At 37.5% G+C, this 22,441-nt stretch carries 21 protein-coding genes and 3 pseudogenes; 11 read left to right on the top strand and 13 right to left on the bottom strand.

Annotation, left to right across the window (positions count from 1 at the left end; translation table 11 throughout):
• Positions 1-6: 6 nt before the first annotated feature.
• The 5 genes and pseudogenes from KBP50_RS04755 to KBP50_RS04735 all read right to left on the bottom strand — a co-directional run.
• Entirely contained in the window at positions 7-2,961 is a 2,955-nt protein-coding gene (locus tag KBP50_RS04755; RefSeq protein ID WP_050350237.1) for an ATP-binding protein, read from the bottom strand.
• A gap of 9 nt (positions 2,962-2,970) precedes the next feature.
• Positions 2,971-4,194: a metallophosphoesterase family protein gene (locus KBP50_RS04750; protein WP_050350236.1), complete on the bottom strand. Its 1,224-nt coding sequence runs from the start codon at positions 4,192-4,194 to the stop codon at positions 2,971-2,973.
• 550 nt (positions 4,195-4,744) lie between these two features.
• Positions 4,745-5,995: an ABC transporter permease gene (locus tag KBP50_RS04745; protein ID WP_050350235.1), complete on the bottom strand. Its 1,251-nt coding sequence runs from the start codon at positions 5,993-5,995 to the stop codon at positions 4,745-4,747.
• A complete protein-coding gene (locus KBP50_RS04740; RefSeq protein ID WP_050350234.1) occupies positions 5,988-6,884 on the bottom strand; it encodes an ABC transporter ATP-binding protein in 897 nt (298 codons plus the stop codon). The genes KBP50_RS04745 and KBP50_RS04740 overlap by 8 nt, the downstream gene beginning before the upstream one ends.
• A gap of 196 nt (positions 6,885-7,080) precedes the next feature.
• Positions 7,081-7,287: pseudogene (locus KBP50_RS04735) on the bottom strand (IS5/IS1182 family transposase); the annotation flags it as partial.
• 196 nt (positions 7,288-7,483) lie between these two features.
• On the opposite strand from KBP50_RS04735, the gene KBP50_RS22445 reads away from it, so the two are divergent.
• The 7 genes and pseudogenes from KBP50_RS22445 to KBP50_RS04715 form a co-directional block, all read left to right on the top strand.
• Entirely contained in the window at positions 7,484-7,804 is a 321-nt protein-coding gene (locus tag KBP50_RS22445; RefSeq protein WP_254844169.1) for a UPF0236 family transposase-like protein, read from the top strand.
• On the top strand, positions 7,782-8,003 hold the full coding sequence (locus tag KBP50_RS22440; protein ID WP_342355599.1) for a UPF0236 family transposase-like protein: 222 nt from the start codon (positions 7,782-7,784) through the stop codon (positions 8,001-8,003). The genes KBP50_RS22445 and KBP50_RS22440 overlap by 23 nt, the downstream gene beginning before the upstream one ends.
• Entirely contained in the window at positions 7,943-8,320 is a 378-nt protein-coding gene (locus tag KBP50_RS22435) for a UPF0236 family transposase-like protein (protein WP_280528731.1), read from the top strand. Before KBP50_RS22440 ends, KBP50_RS22435 begins: the two co-directional genes overlap by 61 nt.
• A complete protein-coding gene (locus tag KBP50_RS22430; protein ID WP_254217567.1) occupies positions 8,317-8,493 on the top strand; it encodes a UPF0236 family transposase-like protein in 177 nt (58 codons plus the stop codon). Before KBP50_RS22435 ends, KBP50_RS22430 begins: the two co-directional genes overlap by 4 nt.
• Positions 8,469-8,786 carry a UPF0236 family transposase-like protein gene (locus KBP50_RS22425; RefSeq protein ID WP_254217750.1) on the top strand — a complete coding sequence of 106 codons (318 nt, stop codon included), beginning with the start codon at positions 8,469-8,471 and terminating at the stop codon, positions 8,784-8,786. The genes KBP50_RS22430 and KBP50_RS22425 overlap by 25 nt, the downstream gene beginning before the upstream one ends.
• A 250-nt stretch (positions 8,787-9,036) precedes the next feature.
• Positions 9,037-9,198 (top strand): hypothetical protein, encoded by a 162-nt coding sequence (locus tag KBP50_RS04725; RefSeq protein WP_157858440.1) that lies wholly within the window; start codon positions 9,037-9,039, stop codon positions 9,196-9,198.
• Positions 9,199-9,237: 39 nt separating this feature from the next.
• Positions 9,238-9,938 (top strand): annotated as a pseudogene (locus KBP50_RS04715) (IS256 family transposase); the annotation flags it as partial.
• Between the two features lie 331 nt (positions 9,939-10,269).
• On the opposite strand, the gene KBP50_RS04710 reads toward KBP50_RS04715, so the two are convergent.
• Positions 10,270-10,830, bottom strand: coding sequence for a flavoprotein (locus tag KBP50_RS04710; RefSeq protein ID WP_050350231.1), 561 nt, complete (start codon positions 10,828-10,830; stop codon positions 10,270-10,272).
• Positions 10,820-12,178: a radical SAM/SPASM domain-containing protein gene (locus KBP50_RS04705; protein WP_050350230.1), complete on the bottom strand. Its 1,359-nt coding sequence runs from the start codon at positions 12,176-12,178 to the stop codon at positions 10,820-10,822. Before KBP50_RS04705 ends, KBP50_RS04710 begins: the two co-directional genes overlap by 11 nt.
• Positions 12,179-12,523: 345 nt before the next feature.
• Between KBP50_RS04705 and KBP50_RS04700 the strand changes: the two genes are divergently transcribed.
• Entirely contained in the window at positions 12,524-13,774 is a 1,251-nt protein-coding gene (locus KBP50_RS04700; protein ID WP_050350229.1) for an MFS transporter, read from the top strand.
• Positions 13,775-13,819: 45 nt separating this feature from the next.
• Here KBP50_RS04700 and KBP50_RS04695 read toward each other — a convergent pair whose 3' ends face one another.
• Both KBP50_RS04695 and KBP50_RS22735 read right to left on the bottom strand, forming a co-directional pair.
• A complete protein-coding gene (locus KBP50_RS04695) occupies positions 13,820-14,362 on the bottom strand; it encodes a winged helix-turn-helix domain-containing protein (protein WP_050350228.1) in 543 nt (180 codons plus the stop codon).
• An 889-nt stretch (positions 14,363-15,251) separates the two neighbouring features.
• Positions 15,252-15,580: pseudogene (locus KBP50_RS22735) on the bottom strand (IS110 family transposase); the annotation flags it as partial.
• Positions 15,581-15,803: 223 nt separating this feature from the next.
• On the opposite strand from KBP50_RS22735, the gene KBP50_RS04685 reads away from it, so the two are divergent.
• Positions 15,804-15,989 carry a YhzD family protein gene (locus KBP50_RS04685; RefSeq protein WP_050350225.1) on the top strand — a complete coding sequence of 62 codons (186 nt, stop codon included), beginning with the start codon at positions 15,804-15,806 and terminating at the stop codon, positions 15,987-15,989.
• A gap of 100 nt (positions 15,990-16,089) precedes the next feature.
• On the opposite strand, the gene KBP50_RS04680 is transcribed toward KBP50_RS04685, so the two are convergent.
• Together KBP50_RS04680 and KBP50_RS04675 are read right to left on the bottom strand one after the other, a co-directional pair.
• Positions 16,090-16,863, bottom strand: coding sequence for an enoyl-CoA hydratase-related protein (locus KBP50_RS04680; protein ID WP_050350224.1), 774 nt, complete (start codon positions 16,861-16,863; stop codon positions 16,090-16,092).
• A 137-nt stretch (positions 16,864-17,000) separates the two neighbouring features.
• The gene (locus KBP50_RS04675; RefSeq protein WP_050350223.1) at positions 17,001-17,354 is read right to left on the bottom strand and encodes a YlbF/YmcA family competence regulator; all 354 of its coding nucleotides are present in this window, start codon (positions 17,352-17,354) and stop codon (positions 17,001-17,003) included.
• A gap of 159 nt (positions 17,355-17,513) precedes the next feature.
• Here KBP50_RS04675 and KBP50_RS04670 point away from each other — a divergent pair, with 159 nt between their 5' ends.
• Entirely contained in the window at positions 17,514-18,410 is an 897-nt protein-coding gene (locus KBP50_RS04670; RefSeq protein ID WP_050350222.1) for a PucR family transcriptional regulator, read from the top strand.
• 95 nt (positions 18,411-18,505) lie between these two features.
• Positions 18,506-19,603 carry an ABC transporter ATP-binding protein gene (locus tag KBP50_RS04665; protein ID WP_050350221.1) on the top strand — a complete coding sequence of 366 codons (1,098 nt, stop codon included), beginning with the start codon at positions 18,506-18,508 and terminating at the stop codon, positions 19,601-19,603.
• Between the two features lie 92 nt (positions 19,604-19,695).
• Here KBP50_RS04665 and KBP50_RS04660 read toward each other — a convergent pair whose 3' ends face one another.
• Positions 19,696-19,893 (bottom strand): alpha/beta-type small acid-soluble spore protein, encoded by a 198-nt coding sequence (locus KBP50_RS04660; RefSeq protein ID WP_050350220.1) that lies wholly within the window; start codon positions 19,891-19,893, stop codon positions 19,696-19,698.
• Between the two features lie 429 nt (positions 19,894-20,322).
• Positions 20,323-21,708 carry a class II fumarate hydratase gene (gene fumC, locus KBP50_RS04655; RefSeq protein ID WP_050350219.1) on the bottom strand — a complete coding sequence of 462 codons (1,386 nt, stop codon included), beginning with the start codon at positions 21,706-21,708 and terminating at the stop codon, positions 20,323-20,325.
• Positions 21,709-22,441 lie beyond the last annotated feature (733 nt).

The following is a 22,441-nucleotide window of genomic DNA, read 5'->3' as shown; positions in this document are numbered from 1 at the left end:
TTATTGTCAATGAATGCGAATAGAATTTAACATTTGGACAAAACTTCTTTTTTCAGCCAATGTAACAAGATCTTGTTTACAAGTGAATACGATCACTTGCTGCCTTTGCACAATTCTTTCAAGCAATGACGTCACGCGTTTTGTTCGAATGGAATCAAAATGAACAAATGCATCATCCATCATAAATGGCAAGGCATGTTCTTCACTTATACATACACTAACCGCTAAACGCAAAGCAACGTACAATTGGTCCATCGTCCCTTGAGATAGTTCTTTAACATCAAATCGTGTACCATCATTTGTCTCTACCGTAAATGGTTGCTCAGCAGTTGGCGGGTAAACATATTGGTAAGCTTCCGCTGTTAATTCACGAAAATATAATGTTGTTCGTTCCATCACCTTGTGCAAATATTTGTTCTGGTACGATCGCTTTGCCTGCAATAGCATCTCTTTTGCAGTTTTAAGCGTTGCCCATTGTTTTGCCTGTTGATGGAGCGCTTCCTGCTCCATTTCCTTTTGGTGAACTAAAGTGGAGTAATCTTCTCTTTTTTCCATTCCAACTATCTCTGCATGGACGGTCGCTAACATTTGTTGATGCTTTTCCAAATCTTTTTCCAGCTGGGTAGTGGTTTGCTTCATCTTTTCTTGTTGCTGTTCCAAGTCTAGTAATCTTGGAATTTTATCCATTATTGCATCCAACATATCTTTAGGAAAAAATGAAGCAAGCTGACTAGCTAATGCTGCTTTCTTTTCTAATAATGATTGCTGTAGTTGTTTTTGATTTTCTTTTTCGTAAAAAGCTTCTTCGTCTCCAACATGAGCTGTTTCAAGTAACTGATTCATTTCCACTGTTAAAGGCTTCATTTGTTGATTTACTTGATGCAGGGCGAGCTCACTCTCCGCTAATTGAGTTTGATAGTATGAACATTGATTAGCGGCCGCTTCATGTTTCTCCAACAGCTTCTGAATGGAATTAAACTGTAAATGAACTGTCTGTTCCGACCATTCCCATTTTTCATGTTGAGCAAACGTGTTTATGTTAGAACGAATAATCGCTAGCTGTTGCATCAATGTTGCATACGTTTCCTCATCTTCCTTCATTCGCCCATTTATATATTGCAATTGTTTCAAACTATGGAATACATCAGGCCAATACGTAGGTGCAAGATGAGTTAGAAAAGGATAGGCATCTTGCTCAGCAAGTATTCTTTCATCCATGCGGCGCATTTGATCCGTTAGTTGTAGCTGTTGTTCTTCCCATTTTAACGCTTGAACATCTATCCGTTTTAATTGTTCATCGATCGCTTCAAGCCGCGTTCGCAACTGTAATTGCTGCTCCACTAACTGCTCCACACGCTTTCGTTCTGTGTCCGACAGATAGCTTCCATTCGTTGGCTGCATAAACAATCTGTCCATTTCTTTTATCGACTGCTCCTGCCAATTCCATTGAAATACAGCACCTATAGCCACTAGTGGTGCTAAAAGTAATAGTGCTGTATAGTCCATCCCGATCCCAATACCCGCCAACAGCATAGCAGCTATTATCAGAACTGAAAAAATCAAGCGTGTCTGTTTTCGCTTCCGCTGTTGTTGCTTTTTCCAGTTAGATTGGTTGGTACTTTGTTGTTCAATGGATGACGGGGTAAAAATTTGTGCCGAATGCTGTAGCTGTTGTTTCCAATCGTGCAACTGTTGCTCAGAAGTTATTCTTTCTTGGATCGCCTGCTTCTCTTCCATTAATTTACTTCGCTGCTTCGCTTGCTGCTTTTTATCCAGTTGCAGTTGCAATTGTTTAACATCTAATTGATCCAAATCCTCTTTTATTTTCTTCCAGTTCTTTTCTGTAAATACGGAAAGTTGCAATTGATCTATCTCGCTACGGTCTATTGGTAGTTGTAATTCATTACAGCTGTGAACAAACTGTTGCTCCTGTTTTTGCAACGATTTTGAGATAGCCTCTGCTTGTTCTGTGAGTTGTTCATATCGAGGCTTCTCCTCCATTACGAGCTTTCCTTCATGGTAAAGGTCTACGGGTAATAATGCTTCCGTTAATCCTTTGATTTCACTTCGATAGCGGGTTTGGTTCGCTTGTAACACTGCTATTTCACTTTTTAAAGGTAACAGCTTTTCCTTGAGACGTTCCCAGCGTTCGACTCCTGCTTCTGGAAAGGTAATCTCTTTAGGAATTTGCTCCAACTGCTTTTCGACTGTATGGTATGCTTGAATAATCGGTAGAGCATGTTTTTGTTTATCTACATAAAGCCGTTGTTCATGTAGTTCCTGAATGTTCTTTTTAAGATGCTCTATTGCTTGCTCCAACCCCTTGACTTGCGCTTGCTTTTCTTGATAAGTAGCTTCCAAGCGTTTCCAATCATTTGCTTGAGCTTGGATATCTTGCAGCTTGGTTAACCGTTGATTCATGAGCGGCTTTTTTCCAGATGGTTTAAATAACACCCCGAGCTGTTGTTCCAATTGTTTTTCTACTGCATAGAGATTCTTCGCTCCTGTTAAGCCAACACCAAGAATAACCTCCCCTAAATCATCTGCTTGCATCTCTGTAATTTTCAGCAGGTCTTTGGCAGAAAAAGAGAAAACCGATTGATATGTCGCTAATGTCATTCCTTTTAATTGTTCTTTAAGCCATGCTTCTCCTTTTTGTTCCCCATCTGATGTATAAATCAATGCTTCTCCATTTCTTACGTTGTGCAAACGTTCAATCATGAACGTCTCTTCTCCTTGAGAAATGGTCAATCTGCCTCCTATTTGCCCGCTTGTCTTGGGACGATAAAACTCACATTGTTTAGGAGGAAAACCAAATAACATAAATAGGAGAAATGCATGTAACGTGGATTTTCCTGATTCATTTTCCCCATAAACATAAGTTACTTGTTGTTCGGAAAAATCAAAGGTTTCATTCACCCATTTCCCAAAACCAAAAATGGTGGCTCGTTGAATAATCACGTTTTCCCCTCATTCCTTTAACAGCTCGTGAACGAGTAACTCTTTAGCTGCTGCTGTTATTTCGTGCTCTTCCTCTATTGTTAACGGCTGTAAAAACTTTCGCGCTTGCTTTTGCTGATAGAGATCGGTAAGTAACGGCTGAACGGTCAGCTTATCAGCTTCACGAAGCATTTCTCCAATGAAATGCTGGCCTTGATACAATGATTCGTCGATTACGATTTGGGTTTGAACCTGGTGATGAAAGATGTACACCCAGTTTTTAGGTTGCGTGAGTGTTTCGTTTACTAGTGCAATTACTTCTTCTACATCTCCGGAACGATCCCATTCCTTGATACGATCATCCTTACTTGCTAAAGTTAAGTCGACTAATTGAGATGTTGCAGCTTTATGCTGTTCCAATGAGTTTAAAATCTCCCTCTCCATTTCAAATACGGATGGGCATGAAGTAAGATCTAATGAAAAATGGCTGATTTGAATAGCATGTAATGGGAAAAATTCTAGTTCCGCCTTTTCCTTTGTAAGGCGAACATGATAACAGCCTTTTTCTCCAGTTTCCTTGCGATGGCGTCCTTGTGTATTCCCTGGGTAAATGATAGGTGGCGTTTGTTTTAACACTTGTTGCCGATGAATGTGCCCAAGCGCCCAATAATCCATATCCTCGCCTGTAAGATCGCTTATTTTAAAAGGTGCATATGTATCATGATCGGTATTGCTTTGTACACTTCCGTGCAACATCCCAATATGAAATGGGACGGACAAATCAGTAATCTGGTACTCGCTCGTTTTATTATTCTGCACCGCTCGTTCTTGATAACTGAAACCGTAAATGACAGCTAACGGTTCGTCATGTTTAACATATGTATAAGAAGTGACAGCTCCCTCTTTAAATTCAATAACATTATCCGGATATGGTACAGAATGTGCATTTCCATTTAAATGATCATGGTTTCCATAAGATAAAAACACAGTAATGCCATGTTGCTGAAGCGTTTCAAAAGCGCGCTTTAAACGAATTTGCGCTTGTAAGCTCTGCTGTTCGTTATCAAACAGGTCACCTACGAGTAAGACAAAATCTACGTGATGCTGAATCGCAGCCTTCACTAAGTTATCTAAAGCTGTAAATGTACTCTTACGTATGTCTTTAAATATATCCTCAGGTGCAGAAGCTAATCCTTTAAACGGACTGTCTAAATGCAGATCTGCAGCATGAAGAAACGTGATTTCCTTTGTCACATTCCCACCTCCGATTCTCTTCTCATTTTAGCAAATTCACTTTAAGAATGCACGTTCGCATTACTTTTATCAAAACAGCTTAATTAAACATGTTAACTTTAAAGTGAAATCTTTCATTAGGGAGTTTCCCCCAGTTCCTAATCAGTGTTTCGTTAAACGAATCGGACAGTTAGGTACTTGATCTCCCTATTTTAAATGATCCCCAACTCTTTATGTAGAATCTTAAAGCAACTTACCTGCGGGATAAGAACAAAGGCGCGGGGCGCCCGTTTAGCAACGTAGCGAATGGAACGAATCAACTAAAGATTTAGGAATCGGAATCATGCCACTAAAAACAGGGGTATGCCACGCCTGAGCGGCAAGCCCGTTTTTAGTCGGCCTTCCCCTTAGCGACGAACCGATGATGACTTATCGTAGGGCGCATTTCTAAAGTCGCATCGTTGCTGGGCTCATGCGCCGGACGTGACGATTCGGTTATTTCGTTATCCACCAGCAAGTTTCCTATACAATGAAAAAAGCTCTGCCTAGAAACAGAGCTTTTACTATTTATTTATTTTTCCTTTTTCGAAAGCGCAAGTGCTTTTTTGAAATCCTTTAGCGAGCTGGAACGTCCATACATTAGGACACCGCCACGATACACTTTTGCTCCAAGAAGAGCTAGAATAATGATAGTACCAATTAACAGACCGATGGATAATGCTACCTCCCAAATAGGAACATCCAGCATACCAACCCGTAAGAACATAATCATTGGTGTAAAGAATGGAATAAATGACGTTACTTTAATAAATCCAGCCTCTGGTGTAGCAAGGCCACTCATAGCAATAATAAATGCAATCATAATTAAAAATATCATCGGCATGGTCAATTGCTGAGCATCTTCAATTCGACTTACCAATGAGCCTAACATCGCTGCAAGGGTTGCGTAGAGCAGGTAGCCTAAGATAAAGAAAACAATGGCATAAATATAAATCGACATGGAAGCAGAACCAATCCCAAATTGAGCAAATAGTTCTTGTGTTGCTTCATCCTTTGCAGAAATAAGGGCATACCCAGACCCTAAAAACAGTGCTATTTGCGTTAATCCTACTAGCGCTACACCGAAAATCTTAGCAAACATATGCGTCACTGGCGGCGCACTGGAAATAAGGATTTCCATCACTCGCGATGATTTTTCCGTCGCTACATCTGTGGCGATCATATTGCCATACATAATGACTGTAATGTATAACAAAAACAACATGATATATACAATTCCTCGAGCTTGGTTGAGCTCTTCTTCGGTTTTAGCTGACTTATCCAAAGCGACAGTATCAAACGTCACTGGTTCATTAATCATCGCTAATGCAACAGGATCAACACCTGCCTGCTCCGTTGCGTACATGGCCTTTAATTGTTGCAACTGTTGCTCCAATGTCGTTTGCAAACTAGATTGAGAAATGCTATTGGCGTAGTAAGTTGCTTTAGGCAGCTTATTTTCATTCATAGTTAATACAATAAGTGCTGTATAATCTTCTTCCTCTACAGCTTGTTTCGCTTCTTCTTCAGTTCCGTCATAAAGCGTGAGCTCTATCTCTTCACTTGTTTGCTTCATGTTTTCCGTTAGAGGTTTATATAATTCATTGGTCTCGTCAATAACAGCAATTTGATCTGCTTCCCCATCAGAAAAAACATCGATAATCGTTTTAATATTGGTTAAAGCAAATATTAGAATTAATGTAATTAATGTGGTAATAATAAATGTTTTTGATTTAATCCTTGTCGTGTACGTATGACCTAATATAATCCAAAACTTATTCATAGGAAGCACCTACTTTCGCGATAAAAATATCATTAAGAGACGGCTCTTCCAAGTCAAACTTCCGTACAAAGCCTTTTCCTTGCAGCGCTGTAAAAATTTCCTGAGAAACGAGCTCATTTTCAATTTGCAGCTGACAGCCTTCCATCACCGCTTTATATTTCGTAACACCAGGAAAATCACGAAGAAAATCAACTGGAAAGTCAGCATAAACACTTAAATTTTTCTTGCCGAATGAACGTTTTATCTCACGTAAAGACCCTTGAACAACTTGCTTGCCTTTATGTAATATGCATAAGTGCTCACAAAGCTCTTCGACGTGCTCCATTCGGTGAGAAGAAAATACGATCGATGTTCCTTTTTCTTTTAAATCTACGACTGCTTCTTTCAACATTTCCACGTTAACAGGATCCAGCCCAGAAAATGGTTCGTCTAAGATTAATAGTTTTGGTTTATGTATTACCGCAGAAATAAATTGAATCTTTTGCTGATTGCCTTTGGATAATTCTTCTACTTTCTTGTTCAAATATTCCGGAACTTGAAATCGATCAAGCCATGCTTTCAACTCACTGATAGCTTCACTCTTTACCATCCCTCTAAGTCTTGCTAAATAGGTAAGCTGATCCTTTACTGTTAACTTCGGATAAAGCCCTCTTTCTTCAGGAAGATAACCAATTAAGTGACTCTTTCCATAATCAACCGGCTCACCATGCCATGAAATATCACCGGATGTTTTATCTAATAATCCTAAAATCATCCGAAACGTCGTCGTCTTTCCAGCGCCATTCCCGCCCAGAAAACCAAACATTTCCTTTTCTGGGATTTCTAAAGATAGCTGTTTGACAGCAGTATGTGCGCCAAATTGCTTCGTAACATCTGTCAGTTGTAACATACTTTTCCCCCTCTTTGATATAAGCTATACGTAAAAACAATGGCAAAAGTTTCAGGTTATTCTTCTTCGTGCTCAAATAGAAGTTTGTAATTATACAAGAGATAACATTTTAGCTTCATAAAAGCAAGCTTCAATAGAGCTACAACCATAGATATACGAGGAATGCAAGAGTTTTAAACATTTGTCTACTTCTCCATTTAAAGGCAATATCCTCATTGAGACGTTTAATAAGATCCTTTATTGTCGGGATCCGTTCCACATATCTTACCGCAAAGGAAATAATCATGGCTGCATAGTTCAGTTCTTCCGGTGCGCCAAGTCGTGACTTCTTAGTTACTGCATGGTAAATTTTATCTAAATTTATGGCAGCAATAATTGCTTCATATTTTTGGGTAGGTTCCATATCGTATAAGTTAGAGTAAAATGTTTATGGGAGAACATACACCCCGTCATAGGTGTTGAAGTCTTCCGACTTCAACACCTATGACGGGGCCAGCAAGCGAAGCGCGGTAGTTCTACTGTCGTTTTAGATGAAAAAAAGGACCTTCTTTTGTATAGTTAAGTCTACGACAACATCAACTATAGAAAGAGGTCCTCCATTGAAAGATACCATATCTACAATCACAATGAAAGAGTTAGAACAAATTACTTACCGTGCATTACAGGAAAGTTTTTCCCAGGTGATGTCACAAACGCTTCAGGAATTAGATGAAACCATTGCAACAACGAGGGAAAAGAAAAGGTTTTATTTAAAGGATAAGAGAACGTTAAAATTTGAATCTGTCTTCGGGCAGGTCGAGTTGAAAAGGAATTATTATCAAGATAGAGAAACGGGAAACTATGTATTTTTATTGGATCAATATTTAGCTTTTGACGGCACCAAGGGGATGAAGTCCGGTGGTGCAGGATTTTGCGATTGAATTGGCTGTTACAGGTGTTTCTTACCGTCAGGCCAGTCGAGCAATGGAAAAGCTTTTAGGCTACCCTGTGATCAGTCATGAAGGCATACGCCAGCAGTTGTTGAATACGGTGTCCCGCTTGAGCAGGATGTCGTGTTCGTGGAAGTGGACGGGCTTTATACGAAAAGTCAAGAGAAAAATAAAAAAGGCTGGGAGATGAATGGCAAGCGGGCAAAACTGATAGAAAAAAGACATTTTATTCATGAAGGAAAGCTGCCGTTCTGGGAAGAGTTTGAGCAATATTTAATGGCTACATACGAGTATGATCCGACCAAACATCATCTCGTTATTAACGGGGACGGGGCAAAGTGGATCACATCCTGCCGCGACTATTTCCGAAGCAATGCCACCTTTGTCATTGACCGCTTTCATGTTGCCCGTGATGTACAACGGTTATTTAGGAAACATCCAAGGTATCGAGCCATTCGAAAAAAACTGGCAAACTATGACTGGGAAGGCTTTATGGTGGTGAGTTGAATAGTGCAGTTGGTACGCTTGAAAATGAAAAGAGGGAAGAACGGTTGGAAGAGTTAATAGCCCAGCTTTCTCAATATCCGGAAGCACTTGGAGATTACCGTGAGAAGCTGAGAGACAAAGGTATAGAAACCACAGGCTTTCGCGCCCCATGGGAAGTGCAGAAGGAACGATGAGCGTGTTCGCCAGACGCCTTAAAAATGGGCGCAGCTGGTGTGAAAAAGGACTTGATAAATTTATCGACATTATGGTTGCCCTAAAAGATAATCTTGAGATTAAGACACTACAGGGTATGCTTAAACAGACAATGGAAATAACAGAAAAAAGCAAGAAAGAGAAACCACCTAAACACTTTGTAGAGAAGTTGAAGGATAGCGCAGCAGAAGCAACCCGGAACAACTTGGATTATTTAAAAGGGGCTCTTGGAAAACCAGTTACGGCTGCTTTAAAAGGGTTGCGAGGAATTTAAAAAAAGTAAAAAAGGTTTAAAGGATGAAGAAAGGGAAAACTGAAATCGCTGCCAAAAATTTGAAGCTAAAACCATGTAAAATAAGGGACTTTAAAAATCTCCCACAAGTACTTGACACAACCATCCCTATAACTGTAAATAGGAAAAGGTATTGGCAGGTGTCAGGGTGGCGGAACGGATGGTAGTACTGAAGATCCACGTGCAGCAAAACGCGTGAGGAGGGAAGTATCCGAACCTGTAAACAATTCGTATGACCAAAGAAGGCAAGGGTGCCATGACAAAAACACCCATCACTTTGCAGGAACTAAGGCAGCGAATCTATCAAAAGGCGAAGGCCGAACAGGGCGCATTGAAACTCATCATGGAAGCCATTATTCAGTCAATGGGACACCCATACACCGTAGAAATCTAATTTAATAAAGAAGGAAATCTTGAACCTGAAATAAAAGGGCATTACACCAAACAGACCTTGTCTAACTTAACAAAATTGATAGCAGAGGATGTACAAGCATTTCATGAACGTAAATTAGAAAAACGTTACGCGTGCATTTACTTAGATGCTACTCAAATCCCTATCCGTCGCAACACTGCAGGAACTATATCAGCGTGGTGTTAAAGACGTTCTACTCTTCATCTCAGACGGTCTAACTGGTATGACAGATGCAATTCACCGTGTCTATCCCAAAGCAAAGCATCAAGTGTGCTGTGTCCATGTTGCCCGCAATATTGCTAAGAAGGTTCTTGTCAAAGACCGTTCAGAGATACTTAGTGACTTTAAAGCTTGTTTATCATGCCACAGACAAAAAAGAAGCCCTACAAGCGTTAGAACAGTTTCAAAGCAAATGGGAAAAGACATATCTACGTGTCATTGACGCAGTAGTAAAAAATGAACAATTATTAACGTTTTATGAGTTCCCTGCTTCTATTCGACGGAGTATCTATTCGACAAATTTAATTGAAGCATGTAACAAAGAAATAAAGAGATACGTCAAACGAAAAGAGCAGTTTCCAAACGAGGAGGCTTTAGAACGTTTTCTCGTCACACGATTCCTAGAGTATAATCATAAATTCAGCATGCGCTGCCATCGAGGTTTTGATCAGGCAAAACCTGAATTAGTTGCCATGTTTGAAACTCTGAAGAATGGTACTTAGAACCCGCCATCCTTGACCTTACTTACGGTCGTGGTGTATATCTTGCCGACGGGTCAGAAAATATATCCACATAAGGGGTCCACCCGCTTTTTATGGTACCACGACCGTACTCTTCTATGCTCTCGCTGGCAGGGTCCCCTATTGCCCAACACAGCGAATCACAAAAAAGAGGCACAAGGTCAAGGAAAAGCAACTAACGCGGTGGCTATAGAGATTTTCTGATTATTTATTCATAGCTAACATTTATAAAAGGGGATTTACACAAAATTATTGACACACCCTACTTTTTAGGTCATATATCATGATTGGTTCCCATTTATAAAACATCATTCTAACTATTAACTAAATCAGAGTTTTCTTGCTCTCTCAGATAATACATTAATTGGTTTGGAGATGGTAAAGCGGCCTCTGACAATACTGTGTCACCTGATGATGCCTCAAATCCCGAAGCATATGTGTTTATAAACACATGGCCATCCTCTTTTAGGCTATTTACATTTCGTTGGGTACTTTTATTTTCCCACATTGTCTGATTCATACTTGGCCCTATAAAAATGGGTTTACTATAATTCAACACACATAAGGAAAGCAAATCATCAGCTACTCCATTCGCCATCTTTGCTAAGAAATTTGCGGAAGCTGGAAGGATTACTAAATGGTCAGCATCCTTAACTAAATTAACGTGAGGTACTTTGTTTGAACTTAAATCAAACGCATCTGTATAAACCGCATCTGCCAGTGGTCTGAGTCCATTTGGATTGAGAAAATTAGATGCAGATTTAGTTAGCACAACCTCTACACGATATAAACTTAGAAGTTCATAAATATAATTAGTTACATTTATAGCTGCTATGCTTCCAGTGATACCGAATACAATTTTTTTATCCTTCATAAACCAAATCCTCCTCCATAATGTCTAAATATCTTTTGATATTTCTTTTGACAGGAGGACAAGGAGTTTTATTTGCCTCAATTCTTTCTAATGGACAAGCATTGCCCTGGCATGATGGTCTAAAATAACAGCTTGTACATGCTGAATCCTCGTTTGCCCCTCCTGATAACCATAAAAATAGACGATCCTCGTAAATCTCCATCTCTCCGTCTTCGTAAATATTCCCGACATGATTTAATGAATTATTAAATGCAACTGTACACTTATAAACCATTCCATCAGAACCAATTACAAATGAGCCTGGAAGAGCAGCATAGCACTCGCTCCCTCCCGGTTGAAGGGTCTGTTTGTAGAAACTAAAGTCAAATCCTTTGTCTTGAGCCTGGGTATAAAAAGGAAATAATTCTTTCGTATCACAAAGGTGGATATCTCCGCTTTGTTCCCCTTTTAGATTTTTAACCGAAACAAAGTGCATTTGAAACCTTTCATCTGCGGCAAATTCCTTACTTATGTAATCTATATACTCGTACATGACAGGAAAGGTCTCTTCGCTAATATTTGAACGAATCATGATTTGAAAATTATTTTCTTCGAACATATCTCTAATGTTCATCAAGTTCAGAACAATCGTGTCAAAAGTTTCTTCTCCATTTTTACCCACTCTAAATTGATCATGAGTTTCCTTCGTACCATCGAGTGTGATTTGATAACCTAGTACTTTATATCTTAGTAACTCGGTAAATACTTCTGTAGTTAAGTTATACCCATTCGTAGTAATACCAGCCATATATTCGACACCTTTACTATCGCAAATTTCAATTAATTCTTTCGACAATTTTTGAATGACATTGAATGAAATTAAAGGCTCTCCACCAAACCATGAGACAACTAATGCTTCGTATTTATGAATGTTATTTTTCACATAGTTAATTATCCCTGTTATGGTTTTCTCGTTCATTTCACTTTTTTCAAAGTCCTCATAGCAATACACGCAACGAAAGTTGCAATCTTCATTCGGCATTATGATTAAGTTTAGCGTTCTATCTTCCGATAAACTGCTAACCTTTTGTGCTGTGGCTTTTCTGAATTCATCTATATCACTATTAATCAAGAACTTTTTGTCCACCAAAAAATCAACCAAACGATTTGTTTCACTGTAACTAATTTCTTTAGATCTCAAAGTATGTAATAAATCATTGGTGTCCTCTCGTGTAAACTTAACTATCCTACCAGTAAAACTATTATATAATTTAATATTTTCCGTACCTCTTTGTATGACATTAAATCTTGAGGGTTTCAATGTTAGGTTTTTAACTTTGTTTATTTGCGTTGTATCCCTATGGAACAATTAAAAGCCTCCCTTGTGGGATGACCATGTAAAAACACGGCCATCCATTTACAATCATAAATTCATGTAAAATACCTATTAAACTTGTCCTATCACACTTCAGGTTAAAATTAGCAGAAAACATTGATAATTCTTGGTTGTTGACTCATACTTATTCACCTCATATTCATTAACAATTTTTTACCACTCAAATAATTTATACATTAAAATAAATTAAATGTCAATATAATTAGCAAATTAGCAAATTAGCAAATAATTTTTTAAAATCATTTATTGACTTTAATTCCAATTTGTTATTAAATAATTTTAACGTTAAAAATATTTAAATGGAGCTGGTGCTAAGTTATGAAAACTCGAAATTTTATTTTATTGATATCGGGAAGGATTGTCACCAATATAGGGGATAGTTTATATGCGGTAGCCTCAATGTGGTTGGTTTATGAACTGACAAAGAATAATTTTTTCACGGGCTTGGCGGGATTTCTGACTGCAGCACCTATTGCCCTACAATTTTTTATTGGTCCTATAATTGACCGAATAGAACACAGATCAATCTTAATTTATTCTCAAATGCTTCAGGCTGTTTTATTAGCAGTCATTCCACTCGCTTATTATTTTGATGTTCTATATGCGTGGATTGTATTAACAATTTGTCCTTTAGCATCTATAATACAGCAATTTGTTTACCCTACTCATTTTTCAATTTTACCAAAGATTGTTGATAAAGACTCTTTAACAAAGGCAAATTCCTTTATGACCTCCACCTATCAATTATTAGATTTAATTTTAATGGGAGTTTCAGGTGTTATAATCGCAATAATGGGTGCTGTGGCTGTTTACATGTTGGATGCTATAGCATTTCTTATAGCTATGACTTTATTTTACTATCTCAAATTCCCTGGAACAAAAAATGTTAATGTGGAAGCCGAAAGTAAATTTTCTTTGAAAGAAGAATGGAGTTCCTACAAATTAGATTTAAAAGAGGGCTACTCGTTCATAAGGAGATCTTTTATACCAAAATTTCTTTTAGCAGCAATAATAGCGAATTTCGTTATTGGTGGGGTCTCCGCAATTTTACCTGATTATGCTGCAAATCGAGGTGGTAGTCATATATACGGTTGGTATTTAGGGGCTATGTCGGGTGGTCTTTTAGCCGGTTCCTTTTTAGCCAATGTTTTTAATAAGATTCCATTAGGAAGAGTAACAATCATTGGATTTTTTATTTCAGGGTTGAGTTGGATTTTTTCCGGGGTAACAAATATAACTATATTATCCATTCTTTTATTTGGAATAAGCTACATTTCAATAGGTTTGACGAATGTGCTTTTCCTCTCCTCGTTGCAAAATATTTTACCAAGTGAGGTTTTAGGAAGAGTTTTTTCTTTCGTTGCTGGTGCAACAATGATTGCTTCTCCTTTAGGTTCACTAATTGGTGGTTCTATTGCTACTTTTACAGGAAGTTTTGTTGTGTTTATGTCTGGAAGTTTAGGAATATTATTTGTATCTCTATACTGGATAATTATTCCAAAGTTGAGAAACTTACCGAGTCCCGCCGACTTTGGAGAGGATGGCACTCTAATGGCAAAGCAAAGTTGACGTAACTTGTCCTGCCATTAGAATAGAACGAGGGATGTTGTAACTTTACTGATCAAGATAACTCATAATTATATAGTTTACATTGTATATTTCATCTTTTTCAGAATGTTTTTTCTTTCTTGATACAATATCCCTAATTTTTTCATTTACCTCGCTCCATTCCTCTCTCGTTAATTGAACACTAACTATGCTCGCTTCAGAAGAAACTGTTTCATCAGTTTTATCTAAAAGATCAGATTCGATTCGAGAAATTGCCACATCAGAAAAGGCTTTTAATTGAAACAGTATGTATTCCGAGTTTTGATTGGCGTTTTCATGTGAAAAGGTATACTCACCTAACATGCTTGCAGCCGCCTCAGCTAAATAATATTTTTGAGTTAAATTATTCACTTTCTTTTCATCGACAACTTTTATAAGCCCCAGTTCTTCTAACTGGTTTACATGATAATAAAGTCTTGAAGGCTTTTCATTTAATAATGTAGCTATTTCTTTTACGGTCTTCTCTTTATCTTTGATTACTTGTAAGATTCGAGTTCTTTGATAATTGAACAATGATTTTGCAATTTTCGTTTCTTTATCAGTAGTCATCCAATATTCCCTCTTTCTATATTTTAATTAAATGTGGTAAAGAATCCTTTATTGTTTTAGACATAATTTTATTTAATGGTTCAGGGGTATCCCTAAACTATCAACAAATTAATGAAAATTCAATCAGAGTTAATGTTTTCTGTGTACCATTATAACTCAAATATCAACGTTTGACATTTCCCAATAAAATTGATTAATTTGGTTTTTCATAATCACGCTATTTGTTACGTTAGTGATCACACATAACTATAAACTTATTTTATCCTTCGACCAATAAAAAAACTCTTCCATAAGAAGAGGTTTACTTCACAATTACTTCTAATTCTATACCCTCTCTTACACAAATACTTTCTAAAGTGATGTTGTCGTCATCAAGCCACATCATTCAATTCTCCAATGTAATATCTAAGCCTTAAATAAAAGAACATTCCCATCAAATTTTTCTTGGAGCTTTCGCGCAACAATATACACGCAAAGCTCTTTCCAGAGGCCACAAACTATCACATTCGATTCTTTCTCTATCCGTTTTGTAATCACTGGATTAAGCATGTGTGCAACTCCAATGTAGTTATCTGTACTTAGATTTACCTTCTGACTCCCATTGAGGTAAGTATTCATCAGGAATATCTTCAAATCCTTCATAAATGTCATTTACGTTTTTACAGTCATAACCTTATGCCCGTATTCCTTCAATTCAATGAGCGTTTGTTTCATCATATCTAGTCTTGTAGAAAATCAATTTTTAATAATTACCTGCACTTCTACTTCTTCAAAATAGCTTTCTTCCAAATCTACTAATAAAATAGTAACCCCCTTTGGCATCTGATTAGTAACATATAATTTTTTCATTAACTGCTTCTCCCTTTATCTGTATGGCTATGCCATTCCAGATTTCATCGGAAAATAAACCCATTTTTAAAACTTGTAAAGAAGATTGTCCTTCCCAGTTCGCAAAAACAGTCATGTATTCTGGAAAACACCTGTCTATCCATTGATGGACGCGTCCTAGTACTGCCTGCAGGTCTTTTCTTAATTGGTCATACATATCATGCATGCTTTTGCGGAGCTCTGCATAGACCCCATCTGGTAGATGAGGTTTAGATAGCGCCCGTCTTGAATTAAGCGTGAAATGACTCTGGCATCTTTTACATCATTTTTGGTTGGGGAATTGTCATCCAACTCTTTTGACTTTTTAACATGTGCTGGATTTACTACGAGTACTTGAGTTGCTTTTCCATTAACCAATAAGCGAAACAATAATTGCTGTCCACGTTTTATACTCAAATAGAAGGAGTTTGTAGTTGCTTGTCGAATAAACATATAAGTAAGAGGCAGTTCCAAATATTCGATATACAAACTTAGGGAGTGCCTGTGAACTTAGCTACGTTGGTCTTCTTTTAACACACAATATTTCATACCAACCACAGAGGGAGGAATTTCAGTGAGAGATTATACTTTAACGGTATTTGATTCGTCCGGAGAAAAATTGCTGGATGAAACGTTTACGGCTGCAAACGATGACGAAGCAAAAGAAATGGGGACTTCCAAATTAGACCAAGCAGGCTATTTGGATTATACCCATCGCTGTGTAACACCCGATGCTAAACTTATTCTGTTCCATCGATAAGAGGCCATTTATCCTGCATTTTCCATAAGGTAAATCAGTATGATACTTCTAACAGGCTAAAAACCGACTTTTCATCTAGAAAAGTCGGCCCTTTATTCCGTTATTTCCCTTGAAATGCTGGCTTTCGTTTTTCTAAAAAGGCATGTACTCCCTCTTTATGATCTAGCGTATTTCGTAACTTCCATTGTGCCTCTTTTTCCGCTTCCAAATAATCCATGAGACTTTCTTTTTGTCGTGTATGATACAACATTTTGGTTTCCAACATGGATAAGATTGGTGCTTGGTTTAGCTTATTGGCTAATTGAATCGTATATGGGATGACACGGTCTGAAGTAAGTTCATCAATTAGCCCCATTTTCTTAGCACGGATAGCATCGATTTGTTGTAAACTCCAAATAAACTGTTTCGCTTGTTGGGTGCCGATTCGTTCTTTTATCAGAAAGTGCCCGCCTCCATCCGGTACCAAGCCAATACCAATAAACAACATACCAAACTTTGCTTCCTGCTGTGCTACAACAAAATCAGCTGTTAACGCATAACTTAACCCAAGACCTACCGCTGATCCTTGAATAGCGCTAATAACAATCTTGGGCATCAAATATAATTTTAAGGTAATCTTTCCGATTGTATCCATCACTGCTGCAAATTCATCATAAACTGTTAGTCGATCCATCATGGAAATATCCCCACCGGAACAGAATGCATTTCCTTCGCCTGAAAGAATGACGACCTTATCTTCATTCTTTTCTACTTCTTCAAGTGTACGATTTAATTCTTCCAGCATTTCCAAGTTCAATGCATTGTAGCGTTCTGGACGATTCAAATGTATATACGAAATTCCATCTTTGCTTTCACTAATAACCAGTGACCCCATTTCCTCTCCCCCTTTATTTTCCTCCTATGTTATCCATAAGTAGCTCTTTACTATACTTTTATTCGGCACATTCCAGTTAAAATCCTTCTTTGATGAAAAAAAGCTGCAGAAATTAACCGCAGCTTTTTTATCCAATGCTATTCATTTCCTTCTGTTCCATAAAGTTCCTCTAAAGGTTTCGTAATAATTCGACTGATATCATTAATCACCAAGTTAAGGCGTTGTTCTTCTTCCATTAAATTAGAAATTGCTTCATGCTGCTGAACTACCTCAACGACTTGTCTCGCCTTTTCCACTTCTTCTTCGGTTATTTCCTGACCTTGCATTTGCTTTTCTTGTAACGTCATTTGTGTTTCTCGAAAGCTATCAAACATCTGTTTCGCAGATGGGTCGTTCATCACCGCATCATAAACTTGTTTTAAACTCTTAAATTCATCGCTTTCGCGAATTGCCTTTTCTAAATCATACGCACTATCATAAATATTCGGCACAATCGTTCCTCCTTCGAATCACTTTCTCATTTACTATAACAAACGAAACCTATCATGTATACCGTTTCTATATTAGACAGACGATACGATATTCTATTTTTCAAACTTGCTTTTCCTGCTATAATAAAGAAAACTGCTTCATAAAAAGGGGTTTTCAACATGATCCAGCAACTGAAAAAAATTTTTCCTGAACTTATTATCGAACCAGAGAACTCCTCCCCTTCTTCATTGGAATATAAATGGTTTTTATTAGAAAACAGGGAAAAAATAGGGATACCATTACAAAATTTAACGGATAAGGATTTGCAACTGCTTGAAACATTTCTCACACCGTATCAAGCTGATTTTCCTATTCCAACTGAAAAAGAAATACGATGGCAACAATTGCTGAAGCAAACGACTGAGAATATCCATGCTGTACCACAAACGCCATACCGGTTTGTCTATTTTGCTATGAATAAGGAACAAATTGATCCTTTATTATTTAAAGAATCGATTCAAGCGTTATTTTCTTATCAGATCCCGATTCTATGGGAAAATAGGCATGAGGGGATTATTATTGAAGAAAAACCACCTATACTGGAAGAGAGTATTCCGTATGACCAAATTATTGACGTCATCATGAATGATTTGTCTGTTAACATTCATTTTTTAGTAGGTCCTTATTTAAACAGCTATCAATGTGCTAGTGATCAATATAAATGTATCCTAACATATGCCAAAACAACGTTTACCTACTCCGATAAAGCCGTTTTAAACTACTATGAAGCCTTACCTTATATTTTGTTGGAGCAAGTGGATGAATCGTTTCAAAACCACCTATCCCAAGTAGTGTTACAAGAATTTTCCAATGATAATGAGTTTTTACAAACGATACATACTTTTCTACAATGTAACTTAAATATTTCTGTAACAGCAAAAAAATTATATATGCACCGAAATAGCTTGCAATACCGTTTAGATAAATTCATTGAAAATACAGGGATTGATATTCGTCAATTTCACCAGGCAGTTACCGTTTACTTTGCACTTCTGGCAAACATGCACAAAGACTAACCACATCTTTGTGCATGTTTGCTATTTTCCATTTTGGCGCTTTTCATTATACTTGAATTAAGTAATCAAACGCTTACAAATTGGAGGAATAATAAATGGCTGAGTTACGCTTAGAACATATTCAAAAAACGTATGATAAAAAAAATATTGCAGTAGATGATTTTAATCTTCATATTAAAGATAAAGAATTCATCGTCTTTGTAGGTCCATCTGGATGTGGTAAATCAACGACACTTCGTATGATCGCCGGATTAGAAGAAATCTCTAATGGTGAACTGTACATTGATGATAAAAAAATGAATGATGTAGCTCCCAAAGACCGTGATATTGCTATGGTATTCCAAAATTACGCACTATACCCCCATATGAACGTATACGACAATATGGCATTTGGTCTAAAGCTAAGAAAATTTAAAAAAGATGAAATTGATAAACGTGTGAAGAACGCCGCCAAAATATTGGGACTTGAAGCTTATTTAGATCGTAAACCTAAAGCCTTATCAGGTGGACAACGTCAGAGGGTAGCGTTAGGAAGAGCTATCGTTCGAGACGCGAAGGTATTTTTAATGGACGAGCCTTTGTCTAACCTTGATGCAAAACTACGTGTACAAATGCGTGCTGAAATTCAAAAATTGCATCGTCGTTTGCAAACAACAACCATTTATGTAACACACGACCAAACAGAAGCAATGACTATGGCAACGCGTCTTGTTGTTATGAAAGATGGAATTATTCAGCAAATCGGTGCTCCAAAAGAAGTCTATGACAACCCAGATAATGTATTTGTCGGTGGCTTTATCGGTTCACCTTCTATGAACTTTTTCACAGGAAAATTATTAGAAACTCATTTACAAATTGGGGATGCAAAGATCGAGATACCTGAAGGGAAACTAAAAACGCTGCGTGAACAAGGCTATATTAATAAAGAGGTTACGTTAGGCATTCGCCCAGAAGACATTCATGATGAACCGGTATTTATTGAAGCTTCTCCAAATACAAAAATTACCGCTACGATAGACGTAGCTGATTTAATGGGAGCAGAAACATTCCTTTATTCCAAAATAGGGGAGCAGGATTTCATTGCTCGTATCGACTCACGAACCGATATTCATATTGGCTCTACGATTGATTTAGCTTTTGATATGAATAAAGCACACTTTTTTGATATAGAAACAGAATTGCGTATTCGTTAATAAAGTAGCTTTATGATTTAAAAAATACGCCTTTTATTTAAAATAGGGAAAAGCTCCTTACTAGAGGCTTTTCCCTTTTTACCATAGTATTATTAAGCTTTTGGTCCTAATTGCTGTTGTGCTGTTTGTACAAGTCGCTTCGTAATTTCTCCACCAACTGATCCATTTGCACGAGAAGTAGTCTCTGGACCTAAGTTAACACCAAATTCTTGAGCAATTTCATATTTCATTTGATCAAGAGCTTGCTGTACGCCAGGAACGACTAGCTGATTTGAATTGTTTCTAGCCATGTTTATCACCTCCTGTAACCATAGTGTAAGCAGAATTTCAAAACTTATAAGCAGTTTAAAGTGGTAAATAATAGTGTTTTTTTATAAAATAAAAGTTTGATCAGGAATTTTTCTGCACCACGACTGTTCGCTAAAAATACAAGAGAATGATGACTTAAAGGCACTTCAACAGAACTTTTTCCTATGGTCCTCTTTTTATTATGGAAGAGCAGATCTTGCTTCCAGTTGTTGATAAATAACAAAGTTGCGCTCATAACACATGATAAAGTGATATTCAATCAGTGGTGTATTCATTCATCTTCCACTTAGAGCAGTACAGATTATCCTACTCCTGAAGTAGGAGTCTTACAGCAACTTATATACAGGATAAAAAAACAAACCGCAATTGCACTTTGTTCCTGCAATGCGGCTTGTTTTTTTGTATTTCCTTTATTTCGGATATGTCATTTCTTTCGGGTTAACATACTGATCAAACTGTTCTTCTGTAAGCAAACCTAATTTCACTGCTGTATCTTTCAACGTAGCATTATCTTCAAAAGCAGTCTTAGCTATTTTAGCTGCATTCTCATAACCGATATGTGGATTTAATGCAGTTACAAGCATTAAAGAATCTTTTAGGTTCTTGTCAATATTTTCTAAATTTGGTTCAATTCCTTGGGCGCAACGCTCATCAAAAGATAGCATGCTGTCAGCAAGGAGCTCACAAGATTGTAAGAAGTTATAAGCGATTACGGGTTTGAATACGTTCAATTCAAAATTCCCCTGACTTGCAGCAAAACCAATAGCTGCATCATTTCCCATTACTTGGGTCGCAACCATCGTGACTGCTTCACTTTGTGTTGGATTTACTTTTCCAGGCATAATAGAACTTCCTGGCTCATTTGCTGGTATCGTTATTTCACCGATACCACATCTTGGACCACTCGCAAGCCAGCGCACATCATTTGCTATTTTCATTAAATCTCCAGCTAACGCTTTCAAAGCACCGTGAGCATAAACAGATTCATCATGACTCGTTAAAGCGTGAAATTTATTTGGTGCAGAGATAAAGTTTTTACCTGTTGCTTGATTGATCTCTTTACATACACGTTCCGAGAATTCCGGATGGGCATTTAGCCCTGTTCCTACTGCAGTTCCACCAATTGCCAATTCTTTTAAATAGCCTGTGCTTTGCTCAATCATCATTTCTGATTTTTCAAGCATGCGATGCCAGCCACTAATTTCTTGCCCTAAAGTGAGTGGAGTCGCATCTTGTAAATGGGTACGACCAATTTTTACTATATCCTGGAACTTGTCCATTTTTATCTTTAATGTATCTTTTAATGTACGTAAAGCTGGTAATACTTTATCCTCCAGCTTAAGAACAAATGCAATATGCATCGCTGTTGGATACGTATCGTTCGAACTCTGGGACTTATTCACATCATCATTCGGATGTAAAGTCAAATCACTTCCCTGTTCTTTTAACCATTTATTTCCTACATGTGCAATAACTTCATTTACGTTCATATTCGATTGTGTACCACTTCCTGTCTGCCAAACGACTAACGGAAAGTGTTCTGTCAATTCACCATTAACAATTTGATTCGCTGCAACCTCAATCGCTGCTGCTTTTTGCGCCTCCATTAAACCTAGTTCCTTATTAGCATGAGCAGCACTTTTTTTCAAAATCGCAAACGCTTTAATAATTTCTAACGGCATTGTCTCTTTACCAATCGGAAAATTTTGTTTACTTCTTTGTGTTTGCGCTCCCCAATATTTCTCTTTTGGTACATGAATTTCCCCAAGCGTATCTTTTTCTACACGATAATCCATTGTACTTATCCTCCCTATGTCGATTACTCGATATCTATTGTATCAGAAATTACAGCAAAAATAATCAGAAAGCTCATCCACATAAAGTGAATCTTCAATCAGTGGGAGTTTTCATTCATCCCCTATTGATTGTTAGTAGCCCAAGGGATGACCTAAAGGTCTTATACGAGATAGGACATTTAGGTACTGTTATTTCCAGCTTAGACTTGTTGCAGTACAAATTAACCAGCTCCTCAAGTAGAAGTCGTACAGCACCTTATATACGAGATAAAAAGAAACTTCTATAAGTTGTAAAAAATAAACATGGTTTGCCGTCTCTTGAGCTTATATTGGTTATGCCATTTTTATATGAGATTTAGCTATGGCGTCTAGCGCTTGTCTGTGGTCTCGACTTCTTACTATAGATCGTTGCATTTAACGCACACTAACCGGGATGCTTTTCGCTTTTGTTCTGGATAGACACAAAATTGTACGTGTTTTTTATTCCCTTCTTGTAAGAAATTCTTTTATAATATGTAAAGATGCAATCAAGTTTCCTACTGAAATAGTTAGAAATTGAAAGCAAGGCTTATATTTATAATGCTTACTGCTTGTTGCATGTGGGATAAAGTGAATCTTCAATTAGTAGGGATTTTCTTTCATCCCCACTGATTGTTAGATGAACGAATCGGACATTTAGGTGCTGTTATCTCTCACTTAGACTTGTTGTAGTATGGATTGCGGGAGGGCATAC

The organism is Virgibacillus pantothenticus (genome assembly GCF_018075365.1).
In the GTDB taxonomy this organism is placed as follows: Bacteria; Bacillota; Bacilli; order Bacillales; family Amphibacillaceae; genus Virgibacillus; species Virgibacillus pantothenticus.
Note: the sequence above shows the minus strand (reverse complement) of the source record. Positions and strands in the feature narration are given on the sequence as shown.